Source organism: Acinetobacter towneri (assembly GCF_017498585.1).
Lineage (GTDB): Bacteria > Pseudomonadota > Gammaproteobacteria > Pseudomonadales > Moraxellaceae > Acinetobacter > Acinetobacter towneri.
Genome location: NZ_CP071766.1, coordinates 2,450,979 through 2,472,989 on the forward strand (window position 1 = coordinate 2,450,979; position 22,011 = coordinate 2,472,989).

20 protein-coding genes are annotated in these 22,011 nt (G+C 42.5%); 10 read left to right on the forward strand and 10 right to left on the reverse strand.

Annotated elements, in window-relative coordinates:
- Positions 1–142: 142 nt before the first annotated feature.
- The 4 genes from J4G44_RS11845 (at position 143) to J4G44_RS11860 (ending at position 3,606) form a co-directional block, all read left to right on the forward strand.
- Positions 143–355 carry a hypothetical protein gene (locus tag J4G44_RS11845; protein WP_136144447.1) on the forward strand — a complete coding sequence of 71 codons (213 nt, stop codon included), beginning with the start codon at positions 143–145 and terminating at the stop codon, positions 353–355.
- A gap of 185 nt (positions 356–540) precedes the next feature.
- Positions 541–1,692: an efflux RND transporter periplasmic adaptor subunit gene (locus tag J4G44_RS11850; protein ID WP_207973690.1), complete on the forward strand. Its 1,152-nt coding sequence runs from the start codon at positions 541–543 to the stop codon at positions 1,690–1,692.
- On the forward strand, positions 1,689–2,897 hold the full coding sequence (locus J4G44_RS11855; protein WP_207973691.1) for an ABC transporter permease: 1,209 nt from the start codon (positions 1,689–1,691) through the stop codon (positions 2,895–2,897). Before J4G44_RS11850 ends, J4G44_RS11855 begins: the two co-directional genes overlap by 4 nt.
- 1 nt (position 2,898) lies before the next feature.
- Positions 2,899–3,606: an ABC transporter ATP-binding protein gene (locus J4G44_RS11860; protein WP_207973692.1), complete on the forward strand. Its 708-nt coding sequence runs from the start codon at positions 2,899–2,901 to the stop codon at positions 3,604–3,606.
- 139 nt (positions 3,607–3,745) lie between these two features.
- On the opposite strand, the gene J4G44_RS11865 is transcribed toward J4G44_RS11860, so the two are convergent.
- The 3 genes from J4G44_RS11865 to J4G44_RS11875 form a co-directional block, all read right to left on the reverse strand.
- On the reverse strand, positions 3,746–4,063 hold the full coding sequence (locus tag J4G44_RS11865; protein WP_104852389.1) for a hypothetical protein: 318 nt from the start codon (positions 4,061–4,063) through the stop codon (positions 3,746–3,748).
- A gap of 140 nt (positions 4,064–4,203) precedes the next feature.
- Positions 4,204–4,986 carry a sulfite exporter TauE/SafE family protein gene (locus J4G44_RS11870; protein ID WP_154320426.1) on the reverse strand — a complete coding sequence of 261 codons (783 nt, stop codon included), beginning with the start codon at positions 4,984–4,986 and terminating at the stop codon, positions 4,204–4,206.
- A gap of 44 nt (positions 4,987–5,030) precedes the next feature.
- Positions 5,031–5,714 (reverse strand): MBL fold metallo-hydrolase, encoded by a 684-nt coding sequence (locus J4G44_RS11875; RefSeq protein WP_096902279.1) that lies wholly within the window; start codon positions 5,712–5,714, stop codon positions 5,031–5,033.
- A gap of 193 nt (positions 5,715–5,907) precedes the next feature.
- Here J4G44_RS11875 and J4G44_RS11880 point away from each other — a divergent pair, with 193 nt between their 5' ends.
- The gene (locus tag J4G44_RS11880; protein WP_096902278.1) at positions 5,908–7,245 is read left to right on the forward strand and encodes a sigma-54 interaction domain-containing protein; all 1,338 of its coding nucleotides are present in this window, start codon (positions 5,908–5,910) and stop codon (positions 7,243–7,245) included.
- Here the strand turns inward: J4G44_RS11880 and J4G44_RS11885 are convergent.
- The 5 genes from J4G44_RS11885 to J4G44_RS11905 form a co-directional block, all read right to left on the reverse strand.
- The gene (locus J4G44_RS11885; RefSeq protein WP_096902277.1) at positions 7,240–8,073 is read right to left on the reverse strand and encodes an SDR family oxidoreductase; all 834 of its coding nucleotides are present in this window, start codon (positions 8,071–8,073) and stop codon (positions 7,240–7,242) included. The two genes, J4G44_RS11880 and J4G44_RS11885, sit on opposite strands and share 6 nt — an antisense overlap.
- A gap of 40 nt (positions 8,074–8,113) precedes the next feature.
- Positions 8,114–8,968 (reverse strand): TauD/TfdA family dioxygenase, encoded by an 855-nt coding sequence (locus tag J4G44_RS11890; protein WP_207973693.1) that lies wholly within the window; start codon positions 8,966–8,968, stop codon positions 8,114–8,116.
- Positions 8,886–10,613, reverse strand: coding sequence for an AMP-binding protein (locus J4G44_RS11895; RefSeq protein ID WP_207973694.1), 1,728 nt, complete (start codon positions 10,611–10,613; stop codon positions 8,886–8,888). The genes J4G44_RS11890 and J4G44_RS11895 overlap by 83 nt, the downstream gene beginning before the upstream one ends.
- Before the next feature lie 28 nt (positions 10,614–10,641).
- Positions 10,642–11,436 (reverse strand): thermostable hemolysin, encoded by a 795-nt coding sequence (locus J4G44_RS11900; protein ID WP_207973695.1) that lies wholly within the window; start codon positions 11,434–11,436, stop codon positions 10,642–10,644.
- A gap of 220 nt (positions 11,437–11,656) precedes the next feature.
- Complete coding sequence (locus tag J4G44_RS11905; protein WP_096902274.1) at positions 11,657–12,154, reverse strand: thioesterase family protein; 498 nt, start codon at positions 12,152–12,154, stop codon at positions 11,657–11,659.
- Between the two features lie 120 nt (positions 12,155–12,274).
- Between J4G44_RS11905 and hemB the strand changes: the two genes are divergently transcribed.
- Together hemB and thiO are read left to right on the forward strand one after the other, a co-directional pair.
- Positions 12,275–13,288 carry a porphobilinogen synthase gene (hemB, locus tag J4G44_RS11910; protein ID WP_004975342.1) on the forward strand — a complete coding sequence of 338 codons (1,014 nt, stop codon included), beginning with the start codon at positions 12,275–12,277 and terminating at the stop codon, positions 13,286–13,288.
- Between the two features lie 13 nt (positions 13,289–13,301).
- Complete coding sequence (gene thiO / locus J4G44_RS11915) at positions 13,302–14,420, forward strand: glycine oxidase ThiO (RefSeq protein WP_207973696.1); 1,119 nt, start codon at positions 13,302–13,304, stop codon at positions 14,418–14,420.
- A gap of 32 nt (positions 14,421–14,452) precedes the next feature.
- Here the strand turns inward: thiO and J4G44_RS11920 are convergent, their stop codons facing one another.
- Both J4G44_RS11920 and J4G44_RS11925 read right to left on the reverse strand, forming a co-directional pair.
- Entirely contained in the window at positions 14,453–15,358 is a 906-nt protein-coding gene (locus J4G44_RS11920) for a TIGR01777 family oxidoreductase (protein ID WP_207973697.1), read from the reverse strand.
- 136 nt (positions 15,359–15,494) lie between these two features.
- Positions 15,495–15,941: an ABZJ_00895 family protein gene (locus J4G44_RS11925; RefSeq protein ID WP_207973698.1), complete on the reverse strand. Its 447-nt coding sequence runs from the start codon at positions 15,939–15,941 to the stop codon at positions 15,495–15,497.
- Positions 15,942–16,422: 481 nt separating this feature from the next.
- On the opposite strand from J4G44_RS11925, the gene J4G44_RS11930 reads away from it, so the two are divergent.
- The 3 genes from J4G44_RS11930 to J4G44_RS11940 all read left to right on the forward strand — a co-directional run bounded on the left by J4G44_RS11930 (position 16,423) and on the right by J4G44_RS11940 (position 21,709).
- Complete coding sequence (locus tag J4G44_RS11930) at positions 16,423–17,673, forward strand: exonuclease SbcCD subunit D (protein ID WP_207973699.1); 1,251 nt, start codon at positions 16,423–16,425, stop codon at positions 17,671–17,673.
- 9 nt (positions 17,674–17,682) lie between these two features.
- Positions 17,683–21,294 (forward strand): SbcC/MukB-like Walker B domain-containing protein, encoded by a 3,612-nt coding sequence (locus J4G44_RS11935; RefSeq protein WP_180061202.1) that lies wholly within the window; start codon positions 17,683–17,685, stop codon positions 21,292–21,294.
- A gap of 139 nt (positions 21,295–21,433) precedes the next feature.
- On the forward strand, positions 21,434–21,709 hold the full coding sequence (locus J4G44_RS11940; RefSeq protein WP_004975329.1) for a hypothetical protein: 276 nt from the start codon (positions 21,434–21,436) through the stop codon (positions 21,707–21,709).
- The last annotated feature ends 302 nt before the right edge of the window (positions 21,710–22,011 follow it).

Consider the following 22,011-nt stretch of genomic DNA (forward strand, 5'->3'; position numbering starts at 1 on the left):
GAGCATCGTTTACCACGAGTAAACACACTCTAAATGCAACTGTCATCAATCTGTAATATGACTTGCTTCTTCCTCATGTGATAATTCAACTTTATTTTTGAGGGTTTGGGAATGTCAGAGAACATCAGCTTAGATTATTTAAATGGACTCATCCGTACTGCTGAGAAAAAAAGATAAAAAAATTGATAAGATTTTATTGGGCTATAAGGCTTATTATTTTTTCATGTCAGATAGTGAGTTCCATAAGGCAGTGACTAGCTCTGCACTCTCGCCAAGCAAACGCAAATATAAAGACCATAAAATTAAAGTGACCCAAGACGACTATCAAATTGAGGTAAAACTTCACGAAAAATGATCAGGATTGCTTTCTATTAAGCGATCTAGGTTCAAATTCACTTTTAGGATTTAAGCCTTTTTATTGGGTGGTTTATTCATCTCCAAACATTTTTCGCTTTCACTCCCCAAACCGAATAACTCCCCCGCACAACAACAAAATAGATTATATTATCCTTAATTGATAAAAAATTATGCGGAGTACACATGCAGGTATTTCCCTTAGGAAAGCGAACGATTTCCGTGATTGTGGTCATTGTAGCTCTGGTTTTATTGTTAATTTACGTGGTCTTACGCACAGGCCCATTTGCCCCTGTCAACGTCACCCTCACGCAAGTCAAATATCAATCCATTCAACCTAGCCTGTTTGGCGTAGCAACCGTTGAAGCGCGTTATAATTATAAAATTGGCCCAACTGCAGCAGGTCGCTTAAAAAACTTAAAAGTAGATATTGGCGATAACGTACAAGCAGAACAACTGTTAGGCGAAATGGATCCTGTCGATCTAGAAGATCGTTTATTGGCTCAACGTGCGATAATCCAAAAAATTACCGCTCAGCAACAAGACACTCAAATCCGTCAAAATTTTGCGCAGCAACAAGTCAATCGTTATCAACAACTAGCTAAAATCAATGCCACCAGCCAAGAATCTTTAGCCATTAAACAACAAGAGCTCGATTTGGCAACGGCGGCACTCAGCGCGATGCAACAAGAACTCAATAAAGCACGTGCAGACCTGAATACCTTACAAGCACAGCGTGATAATTTAAATTTAGTGGCCACAGCTGCAGGTGTCGTCACTGCACGTTATGCAGAACCGGGTTCAACGGTGGTAGCAGGTCAAACCGTACTAGAAATTGTCGATCCTAACTCCATTTGGATGAATGCCCGTTTCGATCAATCCAGTGCGATTGGTTTAGCTGCTGACTTACCAGCTCAAATTCATTTACGTTCACGGCAAAATAATGCTTTGGCAGGTCATGTGTTATGGGTAGAACCCCGTGCCGATGCCATTACCGAAGAAATTTTAGCTAAAGTGGTTTTTAATCAACCTCCAACGCCTCTTCCGCCTTTGGGTGAGTTAGCAGAAGTCACCATCAGCCTCGCACCATTGGCACGCAGTTTAACCATTCCCAATGCGGCAGTTCACCGTATCGATAACCAAGTGGGGGTGTGGAAAGTTGCAGCAGAAAAACCACAATTTGTTGAAGTTCAATTGGGACGTTCAAATTTAGCGGGCGATGTGCAAGTGCTCGCAGGCTTATCTGAAAATGATCAAGTGGTACTGTATAGCGAAAAACCACTGCATGCCAAAAACCGTTTACGGGTTGTGAAGCAACTTGCAGGAGCAGCTAAATGATTAGTCTAGCAGGTCGTGATATTTTCCATTCATGGGGTAAATTTGTATTTACTGGCTTTGGACTCGGCTTGCTGATTGGTGTGACCTTAATTATGGCTGGTGTGTATCGCGGCATGGTAGATGATGCCAAAGCCCTGCTGAATAACAGTGGTGCTGACCTATGGGTTGTACAGCAAGATACGCTTGGTCCTTATGCAGAACCTTCAAGTGTACGTGATGATTTATATCGTAGTGTGATGAATATGCCTGGGGTGGCGCATGCTTCAAATATTACTTATTTGACCATGCAAGTGCATCATCAAGACAAAGATATTCGCTCGATGGTGGTCGGGATTCAAACAGGTGAACATGCTTGGAATAACTTGGGTTGGCCACCACACTTGTTGGCAGGACGTCAATTGACTCGTGGACACTATGAAGCTGTAGCCGACATTAGTACGGGATTAAAGTTGGGTGATCGTATTAAAATCCGTCGTAACACCTTTACCGTGGTGGGTTTAACCCGACGTATGGTGTCTTCGGGTGGTGATCCGATGATTTTTATTCCGCTGAAAGATGCACAACAAGCGCAATTCCAAAAGGACAATGCTGCCATTTTACAAGACCGTAGACGAACTGCAGAAAACCCGATTTATAATCGCCCTGCTTATCCTGACTTGCTTGAAAGCGTACTCAATGCACAAAGCAGCAACCGTTATGTGAATGCTATTTTAGTCCGTTTAAATGCAGGTGCTTCAGCTGAAGAAACAGCAGCACATATTCAGCGTTGGCAACAACTAACAGTCTATACCCGCCCGCAGATGGAACACATTTTAATCAGCAAAATGATTGCCACATCCGCCAAACAAATTGCCATGTTTTTGGTGATTTTGGCCTTGGTCAGCGCCGCGATTGTGGCATTTATTATTTATACCCTGACTATGGACAAAATTCGTGAAATTGCGGTCTTAAAATTAATTGGCACACGCAATCGCACAATCGCTTGGATGATCTTGCAACAAGCACTCGCGCTTGGATTAATTGGGTTTGCTGTTGGTAAAATCAGTTCAACCTTTGCCGCACCATATTTCCCGAAATATGTCTTATTGGTTCCGCAAGATTCTATTTTTGGATTTATTGCGGCGATGCTGATTTGCATGTTAGCCAGTTTGGTTGCAATTCGGATGGCACTGCGCATTGACCCTGCCGAAGCAATTGGGGGATAACATGACACACGGCATTTTAATTGAAGGTTTAAAAAAGCGTTTTGGACAAGGTGACAATGCCTTTTATGCCTTAAAAGATGTCAAAATGCAGGTTGCACCCGGTGAAGTGGTTGGGCTGATTGGCCCCTCAGGTTCGGGTAAAAGCACCTTGCTCAAATGTTTAGGTGCCGTGATTGATCCTACCGAAGGACGCATGACTTTGGGCGATGAGGTGGTTTTTGATCAACGTTGGTTAGTCAAAGACTTAAGTGCCTTACGCCGCGATAAAATTGGTTTTATGTTCCAAACCCCGTACTTAATTCCTTTTTTAAATGTTTTGGATAATGTAGCGCTGCTGCCGATGTTAGCAGGCGTAGCCAATGACATTGCCCGCGCCCGCGCATTGGAAATTTTAACGGCGCTCGATGTGCAGCATCGGGTACATGCCATGCCTGGGCAATTGTCTGGTGGTGAACAACAGCGTGTCGCCATTGCACGTGGCTTGATTAATCAACCGCCTGTGATTTTAGCCGATGAACCCACTGCACCATTGGATAGTGTACGTGCGATGACCGTGATTCGCTTATTACACGAAATGGCAGAAAAATTTCAAACTGCAATTATTGTAGTCACACATGACGATAAAATCATCCCTACCTTTAAACGCTTGTACCACATTCGAGATGGTGTGACTTATGAAGAACAAGGAGAAGGACGTCCTTTTAAGTAGGCTCTAAAGTTTTCAGCGCTGGAAACTGATGTTTTAGCTCAATATAAAAACCGCGCTTAAATCATTCAAACGCGGTTTTTTAAATATTCACAGGTCAGTAAACTGAACCCATCGGCATCTTATTCAGCCAACATTTTACTCAGTATTCATAGCCATTGTTGATAGACCATTGCTGCAATTTGCCATAATAGATTTCATCACTGAACAGCAGGTCTGCTTTAGAGGCAGCATTACTTTCTTCGGTTGGGCAGAAACCATCATCACAATCGGCATCGACAACCCAGCAACCACGCACAAATAATACTTTATTGCCTTCTTGCTCCAGTTGTTTCTGAACGCGATCAATCGCTTCATGTAAGTCATCTGCGCCTAAATATGCGGTCAAATACGCATAAGAGCCTGTTTCATCGGATGCTTTACGGAACTCTACACCCACACAAAATAAATGTTTTTTCATTCTTGGCTCCTTGTCATCTTATACAGCTAAACTAATCTTTAATTTGGTCTAGGTCTAGTGCTTTTTCTTACACTTAACAATACGTTACCTATTCACAATACTGCAGTTCAAAGTAAAAACATAGTATCCAAATATTAGACTTAAGCCATAATCGCTGTATAAATGAGGTAGAACGCAACACCAATGACTGTTGTAGCAAATACCTTTTGTACAGTATTGCTATTCATGCGATGTACCAAAGTACGTCCAAGTAACATCCCGACAATACACGCCAGAACAAAGGTGATGGTGACTGCCATTGGGTACTGAAAGCCATCTAAAACGTGTGCTGAAATACTCACGCCACCAATCAGGAAAATAATCATCAAAGAGGTTGCGACGATACTGCGCATATCCAAATCGGTAAATTTACGCAATAACGGCACAATAATAAAACCACCGCCCACACCCAACAAACCCGTCAGCAAGCCTGCAATTACACCAACACCACCAAGCAAAGACGCCGTTTTAACATTCCAAATTAAGCGTCCTGTGTTTTGGTTTACCTTACACGGTGGATTAATTTGGTCGTTGACTTTATTAAAGAAAATACGATACGCCACAATAAACATGACCAGACTGAACGCCAGTGTTAACCAAATGGGCGGGACAATACCTGCCAAATGCACCCCGTAACGTGCAGATGGAATACTGATTAAGGCAATCCACAATGCAGCACGATAACGCACAATACGTTTGAACAAGCCTTCAACTGTGCCAACCAAAGCTGCCAAAGTGACTGCCAATAAACCCACGGGTGCAGCCTGCGCCACAGTCCAGCCTTGGCTTGCCATAAGAGCAGGAACGGCAAGAATACCGCCCCCTGCCCCTGTCAAACCCAGCAAAGTACCAATCGCCAAGCCTTCTAGGATTAACATCCACATGCGTATTTTCCCCTATTCCATCACTGTGTTGTGCTGTGCAAGCATTACTTGCCGCAAACTTTATTGGCAGGCAAAGCCACATCAATATGTTTTGGATAAGGCAGTTTTAAATTCTGCATGAGGGTAATAAATTCCGCTTTGGTGCGCCCTTGTCCTAAACGCGAGTTATTGCGTTTTTCCTGCCCAACGGTAGAAGACACACGCCCTTTGTAGTCATGCCCTGGGTACACCAAAGTGTCATCAGGTAAGCTAAAAATTTGTAGATGAATGCTGTCATATAAAGTCGCTGGGTTGCCTTCCTGAAAGTCAGTACGACCACAACCATCAATTAACAACGCATCGCCAGTGAATACCATGCCATTGACCACATAGCTGGTACAGGCGTTGGTATGACCCGGGGTATAACGTGCTTCAATCAACAATTCACCCACACGAATGGCGCTGCCATCGGTAATGAAAATATCGCCACACACCACACCTGAATTACGATGTAATACAGTTTTACAACCAAAACGTGTTCTGAGTTCGTTGGCAGCAGTAATATGGTCAGCGTGTACGTGCGTATCTAAGCTATACACCAATTGCAAATCATGCTGTTCTAGAAAAGCAGCATATTGCTCAACCTCTGAAATTACAGGGTCAATCAGCACCGCTTCACGGGTTTGTTCAGATGCCAATAAGTAAGTATAGGTCGAGCTGTCAGCTTCAAAAAATTGATGAAAGATCATGAGATAGATACTGAGTTTTATATTTTGTTATTCTTAATTTTGCAAATATAGTGCCAACTTAATCTCTTTTAAATATATTAATAAAATACAATATATTAAGAGATATTGTTTAATTTAGATCATCCTCCATGTTTCACATCTGTTGCATTTTGTGTTTCAATTGAATCAATAATGAAACAAAAGATGAAACATCATGAATGCGATACATGACTTTGAACAACAAGCCAGTCTTGAAAGCTTTTTGTTTCATTTACAACAACTTTGTCCAGACAGTTTGCTCTATGTTTATGACGACATTGCTCAAACATGGATTTATGAATATGCACAAGATGCTTCTGTTTCTGCAGCTACGGGTAAAACATTAAAAAACCAATTATTGAAATTAAAACTACAATCACAATCAGCATCACAACCACAGACAGGTCTGCTGCAACTCCCGAATAGTGCTAAGGCATGGCACTACCACAGCTTAAATATTCGTGTCCATACAGCCGATTTCACAGGATGTTTATTCTTTCTGCAGCCTAGCGTTGCAACAGTGTCATCACAAACACTCACCCCATCTGCCCAAGCACAAAATAGTTTGGCGGAGTTTTTCCATAGTGATTCGCCACAAATGCAGCATATGTATTCCATTATTGAACGGGTAGCGATTACTGAGTTTCCTGTTTTGGTGCGTGGTGAATCTGGTAGTGGTAAAGAGTTGGTGGCGCAAGCAGTACATGCACGCAGCCAACGGCATGCACAAGTCTTTATTGCGATTAACTGCGCGGCTTTAAATGCCAATATTTTAGAAAGTGAATTGTTTGGGCATGTGAAAGGTGCATTTACAGGGGCAATTCGTGAGCATAAAGGTGTGTTTGAACGTGCTGCAGGTGGTACTTTATTTTTAGATGAAATTGCAGAAATTCCACTGGAACTGCAAGCCAAATTATTGCGAGTATTAGAAACGGGCGAATTCACCCCTTTGGGCGGTGAAAAAGCGATTAAATCGAATGTCAGAATTATTACCGCAACCCATCGCGCTTTACGTGAAGAAGCGCGTTTAGGCAGATTTCGCCAAGATTTACTTTATCGTTTACGGGTGATTCCAATTTTTGTGCCACCACTACGTGAACGTAAACAAGATATCCCTAAAATTGCAGCATTTATTTTGCAACAACAAGCCCAGTTTCAGGTCACGCCACATTTGACCGAGCAAGCACTGAAGGTATTAATCAATTACGACTGGCCGGGCAACGTGCGTGAATTAAAGAATACCTTGCTGTATGCATTGACCATGTCAGCAGGTAAAACGGAAATTGATCAACACGATTTACCCGATGAAATTGTGCATGCTAGTTTGAAACTCGCCACAGCTACCCCAACGCCACAACCTATTGAGCTGCCCATCAAAACCAACAATAAAGTAGATAAAGACACACTGCAGGATTTACTGGAAAAATATCAGGGGCAAACTGAATTGGTGGCACAAGCCTTGGGCATTAGCCGAACCACCTTATGGCGTTATCGAAAAAAATATCATTTATGAGGCGGAAGTTTGCTGAATAAAGGACGCTTTGCTTTGATCTGCATATTCATAAATGGTGTCTAAATCTTTTTGAATGGCAGCTGCGACTCGGCTAGGCATCAACTGATTCAGTTTGACAAAGACTTTTTCAGGATAACCGACCTGATAGGATTGACGGTCTGTTTGTAAAAATTGATACAGTTCTTGTGCCACAAATTCAGGTGAATCCACTTTTGTACCCATTTTGATATTCATTTCAATCACATCGGGATTGTTCATACTGGTATTGGTCGCGCGTGGGGAGAAATATCTAAAACGAATGGCAGTCTGACAATACTCTCGCGCCAACGCTTCAGTTGCACCACGCAAGGCAAACTTACTGGCGCAATAACTCACATAGCCAGGATAGCCGATGCTGCCAAAAGTCGAGCCAATATTGATGATCTGACTCGGCTGACTGTCCGACATATATGGAATCACATCCTGAATCAGTTGCAGCGGATAAGCCACATTGACCAACATCATTTGCTCAATGGTATCCTGTGATTGCTGCGCAAACAGACGAAAATCATTCATGCCTGCATTGTTAATATAGTAATGAATCGGCTGTTTTAATGCGGCAAGTGCCTGAATAAAATCATGACGACTGCTGGCATCAATTAAATCACAACGCAGACTGTGTAATTGCAACTGAGGATACTGCTGCGCCAGACTTTGCTCTAGTTGTTGCAAGGTGTCTTGCTTACGCCCAACCAAAATTAAGTTTAAGCCTTTTTCAGCAAAATGATGCGCAATCGCATGACCAATCCCGCCTGTTGCCCCGAAAATCACCGCAGTTAAATTTGACATAAAAGATACTCTCAATTTTAAGATATTCGATACAACTCAATTATAAAAATGCAGGATTCAGTCCCAAGCCCATACAAATATAGAGTTTACGATCTTCTAATGGCACCAATATTTCACGTCTGCCATGCATAAAGCGTTTGTTATCAATCAGGACCACATCACCATCTTGCCAGTCAATTTCAGAGGTTTCACGCTCACAACGCTCGGCCAGCTCTTCCAATAATTCCGTTTGGATTTCAGTACCATCAGCAAAGTAAAAATGCGGTGTTTCATAGTTATAAGATGGCCCCAGCAAGGTGTTGGCAAAGGCTGGAACAGCTTTTAAATTGTCATGGCGAATCATGGGCATGCTTAAATCATAAAGTACGCCCTGATCATGTGCAGGCTGAATTCGTTGCCCAGGAATCATCTCAATAAAACGTGCCAATTCCTGTAATCCAACCTGCTCGACCTCTGCAATATTAAATGCAGTTGCTACATACTTTTGCCATGTATGTTTAGGTAAATAACGGCGAATAATCATCGGCTCTGAAAATTTCTGTTTGAGCGTTTCAGGCAGTTTTTTCCAGACTGCATGCCCATCACATAAGGTGGTTTGAGAACCACGTGAAGCACTTTTTTCACTAAAAAATGCAATGATGTCGGGTGGCATAGGTGTTGAACCATTTTCAATATGTAGCCCCATAGCTTGAGTTCCTGCATCTACCTTTTGAGATTGACGAGTCACATTTTCCCGCGCAGGGTCATAGGTCAGCGTTTGGCAAATATTCGTCATTAAGCCACTAAATGTGTTTACATCCATCTCTTCATTTCTAAGCAGCACCCAACCCTGTTCGACCAATTGTGCTTTGATCTGCTGATGGGAACTGCTCAACTGTTTTTGTGCAATATTCATGTGATTTCTCTCTATCTCTATTGATGACTGACAGGTTGATGTCTATCTGTGAAACATCTCCAAGATCAGCCATTAAATACGTTGTAGGATGTGCCAAAGCTGTCTGATACTGTTGCTGAATGACTGCTCTACGCAATTTTCCGTTATCGGTTAACATCTGATTATTTAAAGAAAAAGGTTGTTCAGCACGGCACCAGTGTTTAATTTGGGCATAATCAGGCATACGGGTATTGGCACGATAAATCGCGGCTGCCAATTGCGCATCTGAACGATGTTCCTCGGCATAAATCACTGCAGATAATGACGGCTGCGCTTCACCAAACACGGCAATCTGTTGAATTTCAGGCTCACTCAAACTGTTCGATTCAACCCATTCTGGTGAAATATTGCGCCCAAAACTGCTGACAATAATTTGCTTGATACGCCCCGTGATATATAAATAGCCATCTTCATCAAAATAACCTGCATCGCCTGTGTGAATATCGGCTGATACCGCATCCTGCTCACGCCCAAGTTCATGCATATATCCCAACATGGCATTGCCCTTGACCACCACTTCTTGATTGGCAGCAATTTCGACTTGAACATGCGGTAATACGCGGCCAACACTGCCAATTCTGCGAGCTTCAGGCAGGTTTAAACTCACGACCGATGCACATTCAGACAGACCATAACCTTCATAAACAGGTAAATTGAATTGCTGACACTGCTTGAGTAAATCTGCAGACACCTTGCCACCACCCACGGCAATAAACTTCAAAGTGCGCAAGCCCAAATCGCCGTGTTGATGGATATATTCCACAATCGCTTTGAGCATTTGTGGCAATAAAATCACGCTTTCAATATGATATTGCTGCACGGCATCGACAAAGCGTGAAACATCAAACTCATGGTTGGACAGCAAACCAAACTGACTGACTTCAGCCACCACCACTGCACGCCCCATGTGAAAAGGCACATACACGCCTGCGATATTTTCAAGCAATGTTGCAAATGGAATTAGACACAAATGCCGCCCAAGCTGGCTGCTTTGCAATGCCTGACTTAAAGAGTACGTAATTGAATTAATGGTGGCTTCTGCCAAACACACACCTTTGGGAGTACCCGTACTGCCCGAGGTATAAGTAATTTTTGTAGGCTGCTCAGCAGAATTTGGGGATAAATGCGGTTGTGCTGTTTCAACGCTTAGACGAAACAACTGCCCTTGATATAAATCTGATGGTGGCAAAACCTGTGCCTGAACTGCATCAATCATCTCCAACAAAGCTTCTGGAATAGCAGTATTTCCAATAGCCGAGTTAACATTGGACGGAGTATCGCTTTGTGCAGTATCCGTCAAAATACACAGCAACTCCGCTTGGCTGTCTTGCAGTAAATGTTGCACTTGTGCAGCAGTAAAAAATAAAGGCACAGGAATGACTGTCATTGCAGCTTTACGTGCGGCTAAATCGACCACAATCCAATCGGCCTGATTCACACCCCACAACGCCAAACGCTGTACTTGATAAGTTGCCAATTCTGCACTGAGCAACTCAACCCGTTGCTGTAATGTGGCATAACTCAGTGTGGTTTGTGCCGTCACAATTGCTTCACGCTCAGGGTCTGTTTGGGCATAGTGATTCAGGTTTTCAAATAACTCATTCATCTTTCAATTTCCGCCTTTCTGCATGACCTTAGGCATAAAAACAATATTGCTGTTGCGTGACCGCCAACGCTGCTGCAACGTCAATCGCCAGTACATAAGGCTTCTGTTGGTAATAACTGCCCCATTGATGCTGTGCATCGCCCAAGGCTTCGGGGTTGGCTTTTTCTAGTACCTGAAAATGCAAACCCATTTGCTGTAACACATAGCGCACTGCTGCTGTTCCTGTGCAAACTGCCCACGACACATTGTTCTGCGATAAGTGAAAGACCAAAAAAGCCACCATCAATTTGGCTTTGCTCATGTCTTGCGCTGCCAAGTTGCCAATTTCAACAATCTGCGCGCGCGTTACAGGCACTTGGCTCAATTGGGTTAAAATGGTTTCAATGGGTGCATCTAAATACTGTTCCAAAAAGGCTTGGTTCGCGCCCAATGGTTGCATGCCAATCACCACTTGCATGTCGTGGTTTACATAGCCTGCAAACAAGGTATCTGAAAAAGTATTTATGGATGCCTGATGGACTTTTTGGTATTTATCTCGAATAAAATGCTCTAATGCCAAGCGTTGTTCGCTAGCATCTCGGGTCACAGTTGTCACATTTAAATGTTGTGCTGTTGTGTGTGCTTGAATCACCGAGGCATAGCTGTGTAATACATCTAAATGTGGCTGTTCTAGGTTCAACTGTTTTGGGTTCGTTTGTGGTTTATACGGCTGCGCTACAGATGCATACCCGCTGAATTGTTTTTTATTTTTTTGCTGATGAAAATTCGCATCCAGAAAATGCGTTTGACTGGATGATTGAGCATCAAAATTAAATTTGATCATGTGCATCACATTGGATAGAAAATAACTCAATGCTCAAGATAGAAATCTAAACTTAAAGAAAACTTAAGTCGCTACAAACTGTCACAATTCATAAAGTTGTTTATGCACACAAAAAAGGAGCTGATCACTCAACTCCTTATATGTCTAAAACAATAAACTAATCAAAATAAACAGTCATCCAATTAGGCAAAACACAATTGTTCGCGCCCTACCTTAGATTTTAATAGGCATAAGACGCAATTGCCGTTGCAATTGGTTTATCTTCATCATTGACCATCGTCATGCGCATGGTGCAGCCTTTACGCCCTAAACGTAAAGTTTCCGCACGGGCAATAAAATACTTACCGCGTCCCGGTGCTAAGTAATCCACCCGCATATCTACGGTAGCCAAACGGGTGACTTTTTTTATGGTATCGGGCAAGTCGTCAGGTTCAGTTCTTTTATATAACTCACCCATCGCCACAATACCGCCCACACTGTCCAAAATGGTTGCAGCAACACCACCATGTAAAATTTGGAAAGCCACGTTGCCCACCATATACGGTTGCATCTCAATATAGGCTTCAATTTGACCATCGACCACACGCATGCTCATGCCATTGTGTTGAAAAAATGGCGATCCATTAAATGCATTGACCAATTGTCTTAGCACGACATCAATATCGACTTTCGCGCCTAAATGTATATTCCCAGTCCAATTTTTCTCTGCATTACTCATAACGTGCCCAAAAGTCCAAACAACTCAATTTACCAACAATAAAAACAGCCAATGTATGCCCAAATGAAATTTAAGGGGCTACAATAGTCGTCTAGTTTAATACTGATCAGTGAGATTTTTATGACCTATACGTTCAATCGTCCTGCATTTCCTGCCACTCGTATGCGTCGTATCCGTAAAAATGATCAATTACGCGCCATGGTTCGCGAAACTCACTTAACCACAGATCACTTGATTTATCCTGTATTTGTTTTACCGGGACAAAATCAAACCCAAGATATTCCAAGCATGCCCAATATTCAGCGTTTATCGGCAGACTTATTACTCAAAAAAGCCGAGCGTTTAATGCAGCTGGGTGTGTCTAAACTGGCATTGTTTCCAGTCACGCCACAAGAAGATAAAAGCCTGACCGCAGAAGCAGCATGGCGTGAAGATGGCTTGGTGCAAAACACGCTACGCCTGCTGAAAAAAGAATTACCAGAGATGGTACTTATTACCGATGGCGCACTCGACCCGTACACTACTCATGGTCAAGATGGCATTATTGATGACACAGGCTATGTACTGAATGATGAAACCGTTGAATGTCTAATTAAACAGGCTTTAAGCCATGCCGAAGCGGGTGCAGATGTGGTTGCGCCAAGTGACATGATGGATGGCCGTATTGGTGCGATTCGTCAGGCGTTGGAAAGCAACGGGCACATCTATACCTCTATCATGGCTTATTCAGCCAAATACGCCTCTAGCTTTTACGGCCCATTCCGTGATGCAGTCGGTTCTGCCAGCAACCTCAAAGGCGGCAACAAATACAATTATCAAATGGATATTGGCAACCGCGCCGAAGCCTTGCATGAAATTGCACTGGATATTCAAGAAGGTGCAGACATGGTGATTGTAAAACCAGGTATGCCTTATTTAGACATCGTACGTGAAGTGAAAGATAACTTTGGTGTGCCAACCTTTGTCTATCAAGTGAGTGGTGAATACGCCATGCTTGCTGCCGCGATTCAAAATGGCTGGTTGTCGGACAGTGTGATTATTGAATCGCTAATGAGTTGCCGCCGTGCAGGTGCAGATGGTATTTGGACATATTTTGCCGAAGAAGCAGCACTCAAACTTAAAGATATGGCATAAACAGGCGACTTTCATGCACATCGCAATCATTGGTGCAGGCATCAGCGGTTTGTTGTCTGCACTCGAACTGGTAGAGCAGGGCTGCTCTATCAGTATTTTTGATCAACAACAGGCAGCTCAAGCCGCGTCATGGGCGGGCGGTGGGATTCTTTCTCCCATGTATCCGTGGCGCTATCCTCAAGCGGTTAATGACTTAGCCAAATTTGCCAAACCACAATACCTCGCATGGAATGAAAAACTCAAACCAATTACTGGCATTGATTTTGAAATCCATGAAACAGGCATGCTAATTTTTGATGAAGATGATTTTGAGATTGGCCTAAATTATGCTACGCAGCATAATGAGCCAATGCAGCAGTGTGACTATTTAAATCAGGAACAACTTGAACAAGTTAACCCGCACATTGCTGCAAAATTTAAACACGCCTTGTATTTTTCGCAATTGGCCAATGTGCGTAATCCACGCTTATTGCAATCTTTGACCCAATACTTAAAGCAGCATCCCAAAGTACAGTTTTTGGAGCATTGCCCTATCCAGCAATTTCAGTTGCAGGGCGATCATGCACAAGCCATTCAAAGTGCAGATGGTCAGTTGCACCATGCAGATCATATCGTGCTTGCGACAGGTGCATGGTCACAGCACTGGGCGGCACAACTGGGTTTAGAGATTCCTGTACAGCCTGTACAAGGGCAAATTGTGTTATTTAAAACCCCTGCACAATGGTTGCCAAGCATGTGCATGAACAAGGTGATGTACTTGATTCCACGTCAAGATGGGCATGTGCTATGCGGTTCCAGTATGCGTCACGTTGGTTTTGACACCACACCAAACCCGCAAACCCAACAAGATATTTTAACGGCTTGTTTTGAAATGGTGCCTGAATTGGCACAGTTCCCCATTGTGAAACAATGGGCGGGTTTACGTCCAGGCTCGCCTACAGGTGTGCCGTATATCGGCAAAGTACCAAACCTGAATAATGTATGGATGAATTTCGGACACTTCCGTAATGGCTTATGTATGGGCACTGCTTCAGCGCAGTTATTAAGACAGCTCATGCTTGGGCAAGAAACGATTGTTGATCCTGCCGCTTATGATCCAAAGCAGTTACAGCCCACCTCAATCTGTGCATAACACTCAGCAGCATCCTCTGTTTAAGTAGAGGATCATGCACCCAGACAAGCCGCTAGCGCCTGTTCAAGTTTTGGATATTGAAAGCAATAGCCTGCTTGTTCTAACGCTTGTGGTTTAACATATTGCCCATTCAGCACCAATTGCGATTGCTCGCCCAATAACCAACGCAAGACAAAAGCAGGTAACACCAAAAATGGACGACGTTTTAAAAGCCGAGCTGCGGTTTCGGCAAAGTCTTGCTGACTGGTTTTTTCAGGTGCAACCACATTCAAAATTTTGGCGTCTACAGGTTGCGTCATTAACCAGTGAGTGGCCTGTAAAACATCTTGTATATGCACCCATGCAACAGGCTGCCGTCCATGCCCAATCCGCCCGACGGCATTTAAACGAATTGGTAATAACATTTGCGGTAAAATGCCACCACCGCGCCCAAACACCACGCCCAAGCGCATAATTTTAGTATTTTGCTGGCTGAAGCTTAACGCAGCCTGTTCCCATTGCTGGCACAACTGCGACATAAAAATATCTTGTGCTGCACTGTGTTCGGTACATACTGCTGACCATTGTTCCTGCGGGTCAATTCCGTAATACCCCACTGCCGAGCCTGAAATAATACACTTGGGGAAAATACGGCGCTTTTCAAGATATTGATATAAGTGCAGTGTGGTCTGAACTCGACTATCAAGCAATTTTTGTTTGCGTGCTGCTGTCCATCTGCCCTGTCCAATACTTTCTCCCGCCAAATTAATCACATAATCAATTTGGTCGGTGTCGAGTTCATCTAACTGCTGAATCCAGCGTAATTGTGGATGTTTGGATACTCGATTGGGCTGTCGGGTTAGCCCCACCACCCGATAATCCTGTTGCAATAAAAACGGCAACAATTGTGAACCAATAAAACCACTTGCCCCTGTTACCAGTACCAAAGGTTTATGCATCTTTCAATCTCAGCATGATGAAAAATATAGTTTTAGCTATACGTGATTTAGACTGAATGTTCAAGTCTAAGCAAATCATCATCACATAACTGATCATGTATATTTGAAGAAAATCAGATATTAACAACTTCTTTTATCAGCCAAACATTTTAACTGCCATACGCTGTGCCTGTTTACCATAAAACCAATAGGTCAGCAGATACAATGGAATTGCGATCAACAAGAACATGATCACCACCACACTCATAAATTCTGGCTGTTGCAAATACTGTAAAAAATCTTGCCAAATGCTTGGGTTTTGGCGAGAAAATATCGCCAAACCTAATAATAAAAACGCCAAGTTATAGCCCCAAAAAATCAGGCTAAATCCTAAAGTAAATGTCTTGCGTTCCTTGTCATTCGGCGCACGGCGTTGTTGTTTTAAAAACTTATACAGCACTAAAATCATGGCAACCAAATAAGGCACCGCAGTTAAAATCCCGCCTACACCCGCAGGTAATAATGCAGCCAATACGCCACAAATACAGGTCATCACAAAGCAATACAAGAAAAACCAGATAAAATAACGGCTTAGCGATACCATAAAGATGACTCAGACAAAAGATTCAGCCTAGTATAAAAAAAATTGATTTTTTTTTCATGAAATTGTCAACCGAATACAAAAGCCTGACGTTATATAGGCTACAAGGTCACAACAACCGTTAATGTGTATGGCATCCACAATATTTTCGGTGACCTGACTAAAGCAATAAATCGCATACAGTCATGCTTTGAACAGCAGCCAAAGCTTTACTGTATCGCAAGTTTTTCTTTGACCGACGATTTCATCATCACTCGAATCGTCGGTCTTTATTTTTTAAGGTCTTTTTTTAGCCTTTCTAACATCAGTATTTTAACTCTCTATATTTTTCTATACAGATCACGACAGATTTTACTTTCCCTTCTCTTTAAAATCTCTGCGACCTAAATTGTCGCTTTAAAAGCAGAAAACTGGTTTTTTGCCGCAGTGTTGCGCTCAGTTATGTTAAGTTATCCCATAATTCAACATCAAGATTGGAACACGCATGGCTGTTCATTTTTTACATACGTCTGATTGGCATTTGGGGCAATTTTTCCATCACCATGAACGTGAATATGAACATACTGAATTTTTAAATTGGCTCTTAACTCAAATTAAAAGCAAACAGCCGAATGCCCTGCTCATAGCAGGCGATATTTTTGATGTGGTCAATCCTGCTTCGAGCGCTCAGAAACAACTCTATCAATTCCTTACCGATGCGCATGTGCTTGCTCCACACATGCAAACCTTAATGATTGCAGGCAATCATGACTCTGGGTATCGCATTGAGCAAGTTGAACCCTTTTTAGACCGCTTCAACGCCAAAGCTGTGGGCGTGATTGGTAAAACAGCCGAGCAAAAATTAGATTTAGATAAACTCCTAGTGCCTATTTATGACTCTGCGCAAAATATTGTGGCATGGTGTCTGACCCTGCCCTATTTACGCAGTGCAGAAATTACAGGTTTAAATGAACATAGCAGTGACAATCAATCTGCGGTTGCTTACTTACATCAACAACTGATTGCAGAAGCCAAAGCCCGTAAACAACCCGATCAAGCCCTGATTTTAATGTCACATGCACACATGCAAGGTGGCGAAACTTCCGACTCAGAACGCCCAATTGTAGTGGGGAATGAAGAAGCCTTATCGACTGCGCTGTTTGATGAGGTGATTGACTATGTCGCACTCGGACACTTACACAAACCGCAACAGGTCGGACAGCCACACATTCGCTATAGCGGCTCACCCATCCCTTTATCATTTAGCGAGCTGAATTATAAACACCAAGTCCTTGAAGTTAGGATTGATCCATTACAGGCAGATGCACAGCGTTTCCAATATGAAAGCTTGCTTATTCCACGTACGGTAGAGCTGCTTCGGATTCGCTGTGAACTTTCTGAATTAATCACCGAACTGAATAAATTGCCAAAAGATGAAATTGCAGAAGTTTGCGCACGGCATTTTTTAGAAATTGAATATATCAGCGATGCCCCGCCACCCATTGATTTACGCCAACAAATTGAACAAGCACTGCCTGCCAACCGCTATCGTTTACTGCGCATTGCACGACGCTTTCAAAACTGTGAAAACTCGAACGTGCAACAATCAAAAATTGATTTAGAGCCGCCTACGCCTGAAAAATTATTTTTAGATTTATGGGAAAAAATGGGCTATCAACCTGACCCAGAAGTGAGCCAAGATTTTTTACAGCTTTTGGCCGAAGCCCAACAAGAACTTGATCAGAATAAAGCTTAAGGATTTGCCATGAAAATTTTACGTTTAAGTTTAAATAATTTGGCATCTTTGGCAGGCACGCATGTCATCAATTTTGAAGATGAGCCACTGGCACAGGCAGGTTTAATTGCAATTACGGGCAAAACTGGTGCAGGCAAATCGACTTTGCTGGATGCCATGTGTTTGGCACTTTATGACGAAATTCCACGTTTGAGAGGTGCAACAGGCAGCCTGACCGATACCGCAGGCAAAGAAATTTCCTTAAAAGATTCTAAACATATTTTACGTCGTGGTACGACTTCTGGCTTTGCAGAACTTGAATTTATCGCGCTTGATCAAAAACGCTATTCGGCACGTTGGCAAATTCGCCGTGCGCACAATAAAGTGGATGGGAACTTAAAAGTTGAACGTGCCATCACCTGCCTAGATGAGCAACGGGTTTTAAATCAAAGAATTTCTGAAGCTACGCCAATTGTAGAGCAGTTGATTGGCCTTAGTTTTGAGCAATTCACACGCGCAGTATTATTGGCACAATCGGAAGTTGGGGCATTTTTAAAAGCCAAAGACCATGAACGGGCAGATTTACTTGAATATTTAACCAATTCGCAAATTTTTACCGAAGTCAGCAAACGTGCAGCCGTTAAATTTAGTGAAATTAAACAAAAGCGAACAGATCTTGAAAATGTCATGGGGCATGTGGTGCTCCTCAGCGATGAAGCACTAAAAGACTTAGAAACCCAACAACATGACCTAAGTCAACAATTAGCTTTGCTGACCCAAACCGAAAAACTGTATGAAAATGATGTGAAATGGCACAAAGATTGCCATGAACTCTATGCCAGCACCCAAGCTAAAAAAGAAATATATGATGTTCAAGTCGATGCCGATCTTAAACTCGCCTCTCAAAAACAATTGCTCAAACATTTAGATGAATTTCAAACCATCCGCGAGCAATTTGTCTTGCGTCAGCAAGCAGATACCGAGCTAAAAAATCTGAATCAGCAGCTTTTGAAATTTGAACCAAACTTGCAACAAGCGGAATACGCACAACAGCAAGCGATTAGTCAGCAACAGCAAGCGGAAAAAGACCTTCAGGCATGGCAGCAGCATGTTGAACAATTGAAACCACAACTTGAAATTGCGGCACAGTTACAACATGAAATTTCTAGCAAACTTCAACAATATACCGCTTTGGATGCTGCACAAAAATTATTTGCAGAGCAGCAAATTCAGCCTGTGCAAAATAATTTGAAGCAACTGACGACTCAACTTGCAACCGAGCAACAACAACAGCAACATTTACAACAGCAATTCAAACAGACTGCGGCATGGGCAAATTTTGATGATAATTTAGCCCTTACGTTGCAACGTCTGCAAGATTATTTGCAGCTTGAACAGCAACTACGTCAGCAAAACCCTACGCTGTTCCAATCTGCATTAGATACTTTAATTGAGCAACAACAACATACACAGCAACAACTGTTGGTTTGGGAAAAACAATATCAACATCCTGAACAACTTGAGCAGCAACTCACGGCAGAGCAACAGCAATTACAACATGCTTTAAAGAGTGTGCATGTTTTAGAGCGCTTGCAACAGGCACTTGAACAATGGCAACAACAGACCACCCTATTTGAGCAGTTACAACAGCGTCAGCAAGAAACTTTAAGTCTGCAACAGCAGACACAGACTCAAATTCAAACCCAACAGCAGCAAGTGCAAATTACTGAACAAGCCTTGCAACAATTACAGCAGATCTTTGAACAGCAGCGTTTATTGCAGCATCAAAGTGTGCAGGATTTACGTGCCCAATTAAAACCGAATGAAGCCTGTATGGTCTGCGGCAGCCATGAACATCCGTTTATTCAGCATGAAAATTTACTCAGTGACGCTTTAAACCAATTGCAGGATCAGCAATTGCAGCAGGCCAAAACTGAATTTGAGCATGCGCAAAAACAGCTACAACAATTGGAGCGTGCTCGCAGTCAATACGATGCAACTTATCATCAACAACAACAACGCAGTCTTGAACTGCAACAGCAACTTGAACAACAACAGACATTGGTGCAACAGCTTGCAACATCCTTATCTTTAGATTTGGATGCAGCGCTGCCTGTTGCAAAGCAAATTGAACACGTACAGCAACATTGGGCAACAACACATCAATCCACTCAACACTTGCAGCAGAGTATTCAACAAACAAACGATACCCTGAAACAATGGCGCAATGCTGCACAGCAGGCAGAACAACTCAAATATGCTATTCAACAACGCCAAGACCTCGCTCAGCGTTTACAGCCTATTTTGTCGCTTTTAGATGCAGAACAAAGACACGCTTGGCTCAATCAACCGATTGAATACTATCAAAATGCCTTACAACAGTTAGAGCAACGTCATCACTTGCAGCAGCAGCAAGTTCAACTGAGCAAAACGATTGAACAACTGACTCAACAACAGCAGCAAGTGCAAGAAAAGTTGCTATTTTTACAACAGCAACATGCAGAGAAAACCCTACAACTGCAGCAGATTAAAACTGCAGGAAGTGAGCTGCGTGATCAAATTAAGCAGCTTACAAGAACTCATGCGGGATGTGAATATCAGACCTATCAAGAATGGCAGCAGGCTTTAGATCAGCAACAACAGCAACTCAATCTTGCACTTAGCACACAACGAACTGTACTTAATCAAGCAGAACAGGTGTTAAAAGACTTACAACTGCAAAAACATGGTTTGGATAGTAGAATTCAACAGCGCATGCAGCAACACACTGAATGTCAGCAACACATTGCAACGTGGCAAGCGACACACACGCATTTTCAAGCCAGCATCATTGATAAATGTTTACAGATTTCTTATGCCGAACATCAGCAAATACGCAACATGCTGCAGCAACAACAAAACAGTTTGGAGAGTGCTAAAACGGCTTGGCAAACATTGGAAGAGCAATATCAAAAACACTTAAAGCAACAGCCACAACTGAGTTTTGACGAGGTCACCACGCAACTGGCAGCGCTGCAAACAGACAAAGCCAAACAACAGCAAAACTATAATGAGATTGAGGCACAGCTACGCCTGAATAGCACCAATCAAGGGATTTTTGCTACCTATCAAACTCAAATTGAAAATATCAAAGCTGAAGAATATCGTTGGGGACGTATTTACGATTTAATTGGGCATAAAGAAGGGACAAAATTTAAGAAAATTGCCCAAGAACATCACTTGGATATTTTGGTGGAATACGCCAATCAGCAATTGCTACCACTGAGTTCGCGTTATCAATTGCATCGTATTCCAGACAGTTTGGGGTTAGCGATTATTGATTTAGACATGAACAGTGAAATTCGCCCTGTTCTGTCTTTATCGGGTGGCGAAACCTTTTTGGTTTCTTTAGCTTTGGCACTGGCAATTGCCAATATGGCATCTGGCTCAATGAAACTGGAATCGCTATTTATTGATGAAGGCTTTGGCACTCTCGACCCGACTTCCTTGCACATGGTGATGAATGCCTTAGACCATCTGCAAAGTCAGGGACGTAAAGTGGTGCTGATTTCGCATATTCAGGAAATGCACGAACGAATTCCTGTGCAAATTCAAGTCAAACCAGTGGGTGCAGGGGCAAGTGAAATCAATGTGGTGGGTTAAAGCCAATACTGCCTAAAATCTGAAGATTATTTGTCGATTGAAGAATTATTGAGATGACTGTGAGATTTCAGATTTTAGGCTTCCATGAAGTTGTATTGAATTTATTTTAAAATCACACACACTTTAAGTACTTAATTTTATGGATATAAAAACGATTATTCTCTTTGCTGTATTGCCCAGTTTAAGTATTATTTTTCTCACATGGTTAATACGTTTCCCTAAACCTTGGGTTTTTAAAGCGGTTTTAATTTTTGAAATCATTCTCACCGTCTGCACTTTAGTCATTGAGTTGGATGCAAGAAAAACACCTGGAAATAGCGGTTGGACCATCATTTTCACAGGCTTCTTTCAGTTCTGTTTTTTGCTATTTTTACTGATTGCCCGTATTCGAATCTGGATAGAAAATAAATCTTGAATGTCTACTTCACCTATTTACTGGACGGGAGTGGCGCTTTCTAAAAATAGTGAAGGTTATTAAAAATAATCTACACAAGCCAAAACTTTGACAGCTTTACAGCATACATAACTAAAAAAGCCTCGACATCCTGTCGAGGCTTTCTAGATTCAGTTTTTGGTATAACTCCTGTCGTACCAAGCACTTCCGTGTTGTTCTATTTCTTATTCTTCTTATTTAGGAAACTCCCTGATTCCCGATAAGTTCATATTAAGAAAATCCAACCTTCAGCACTAGCCGCAAAATTCCGCATTTCATGTCAG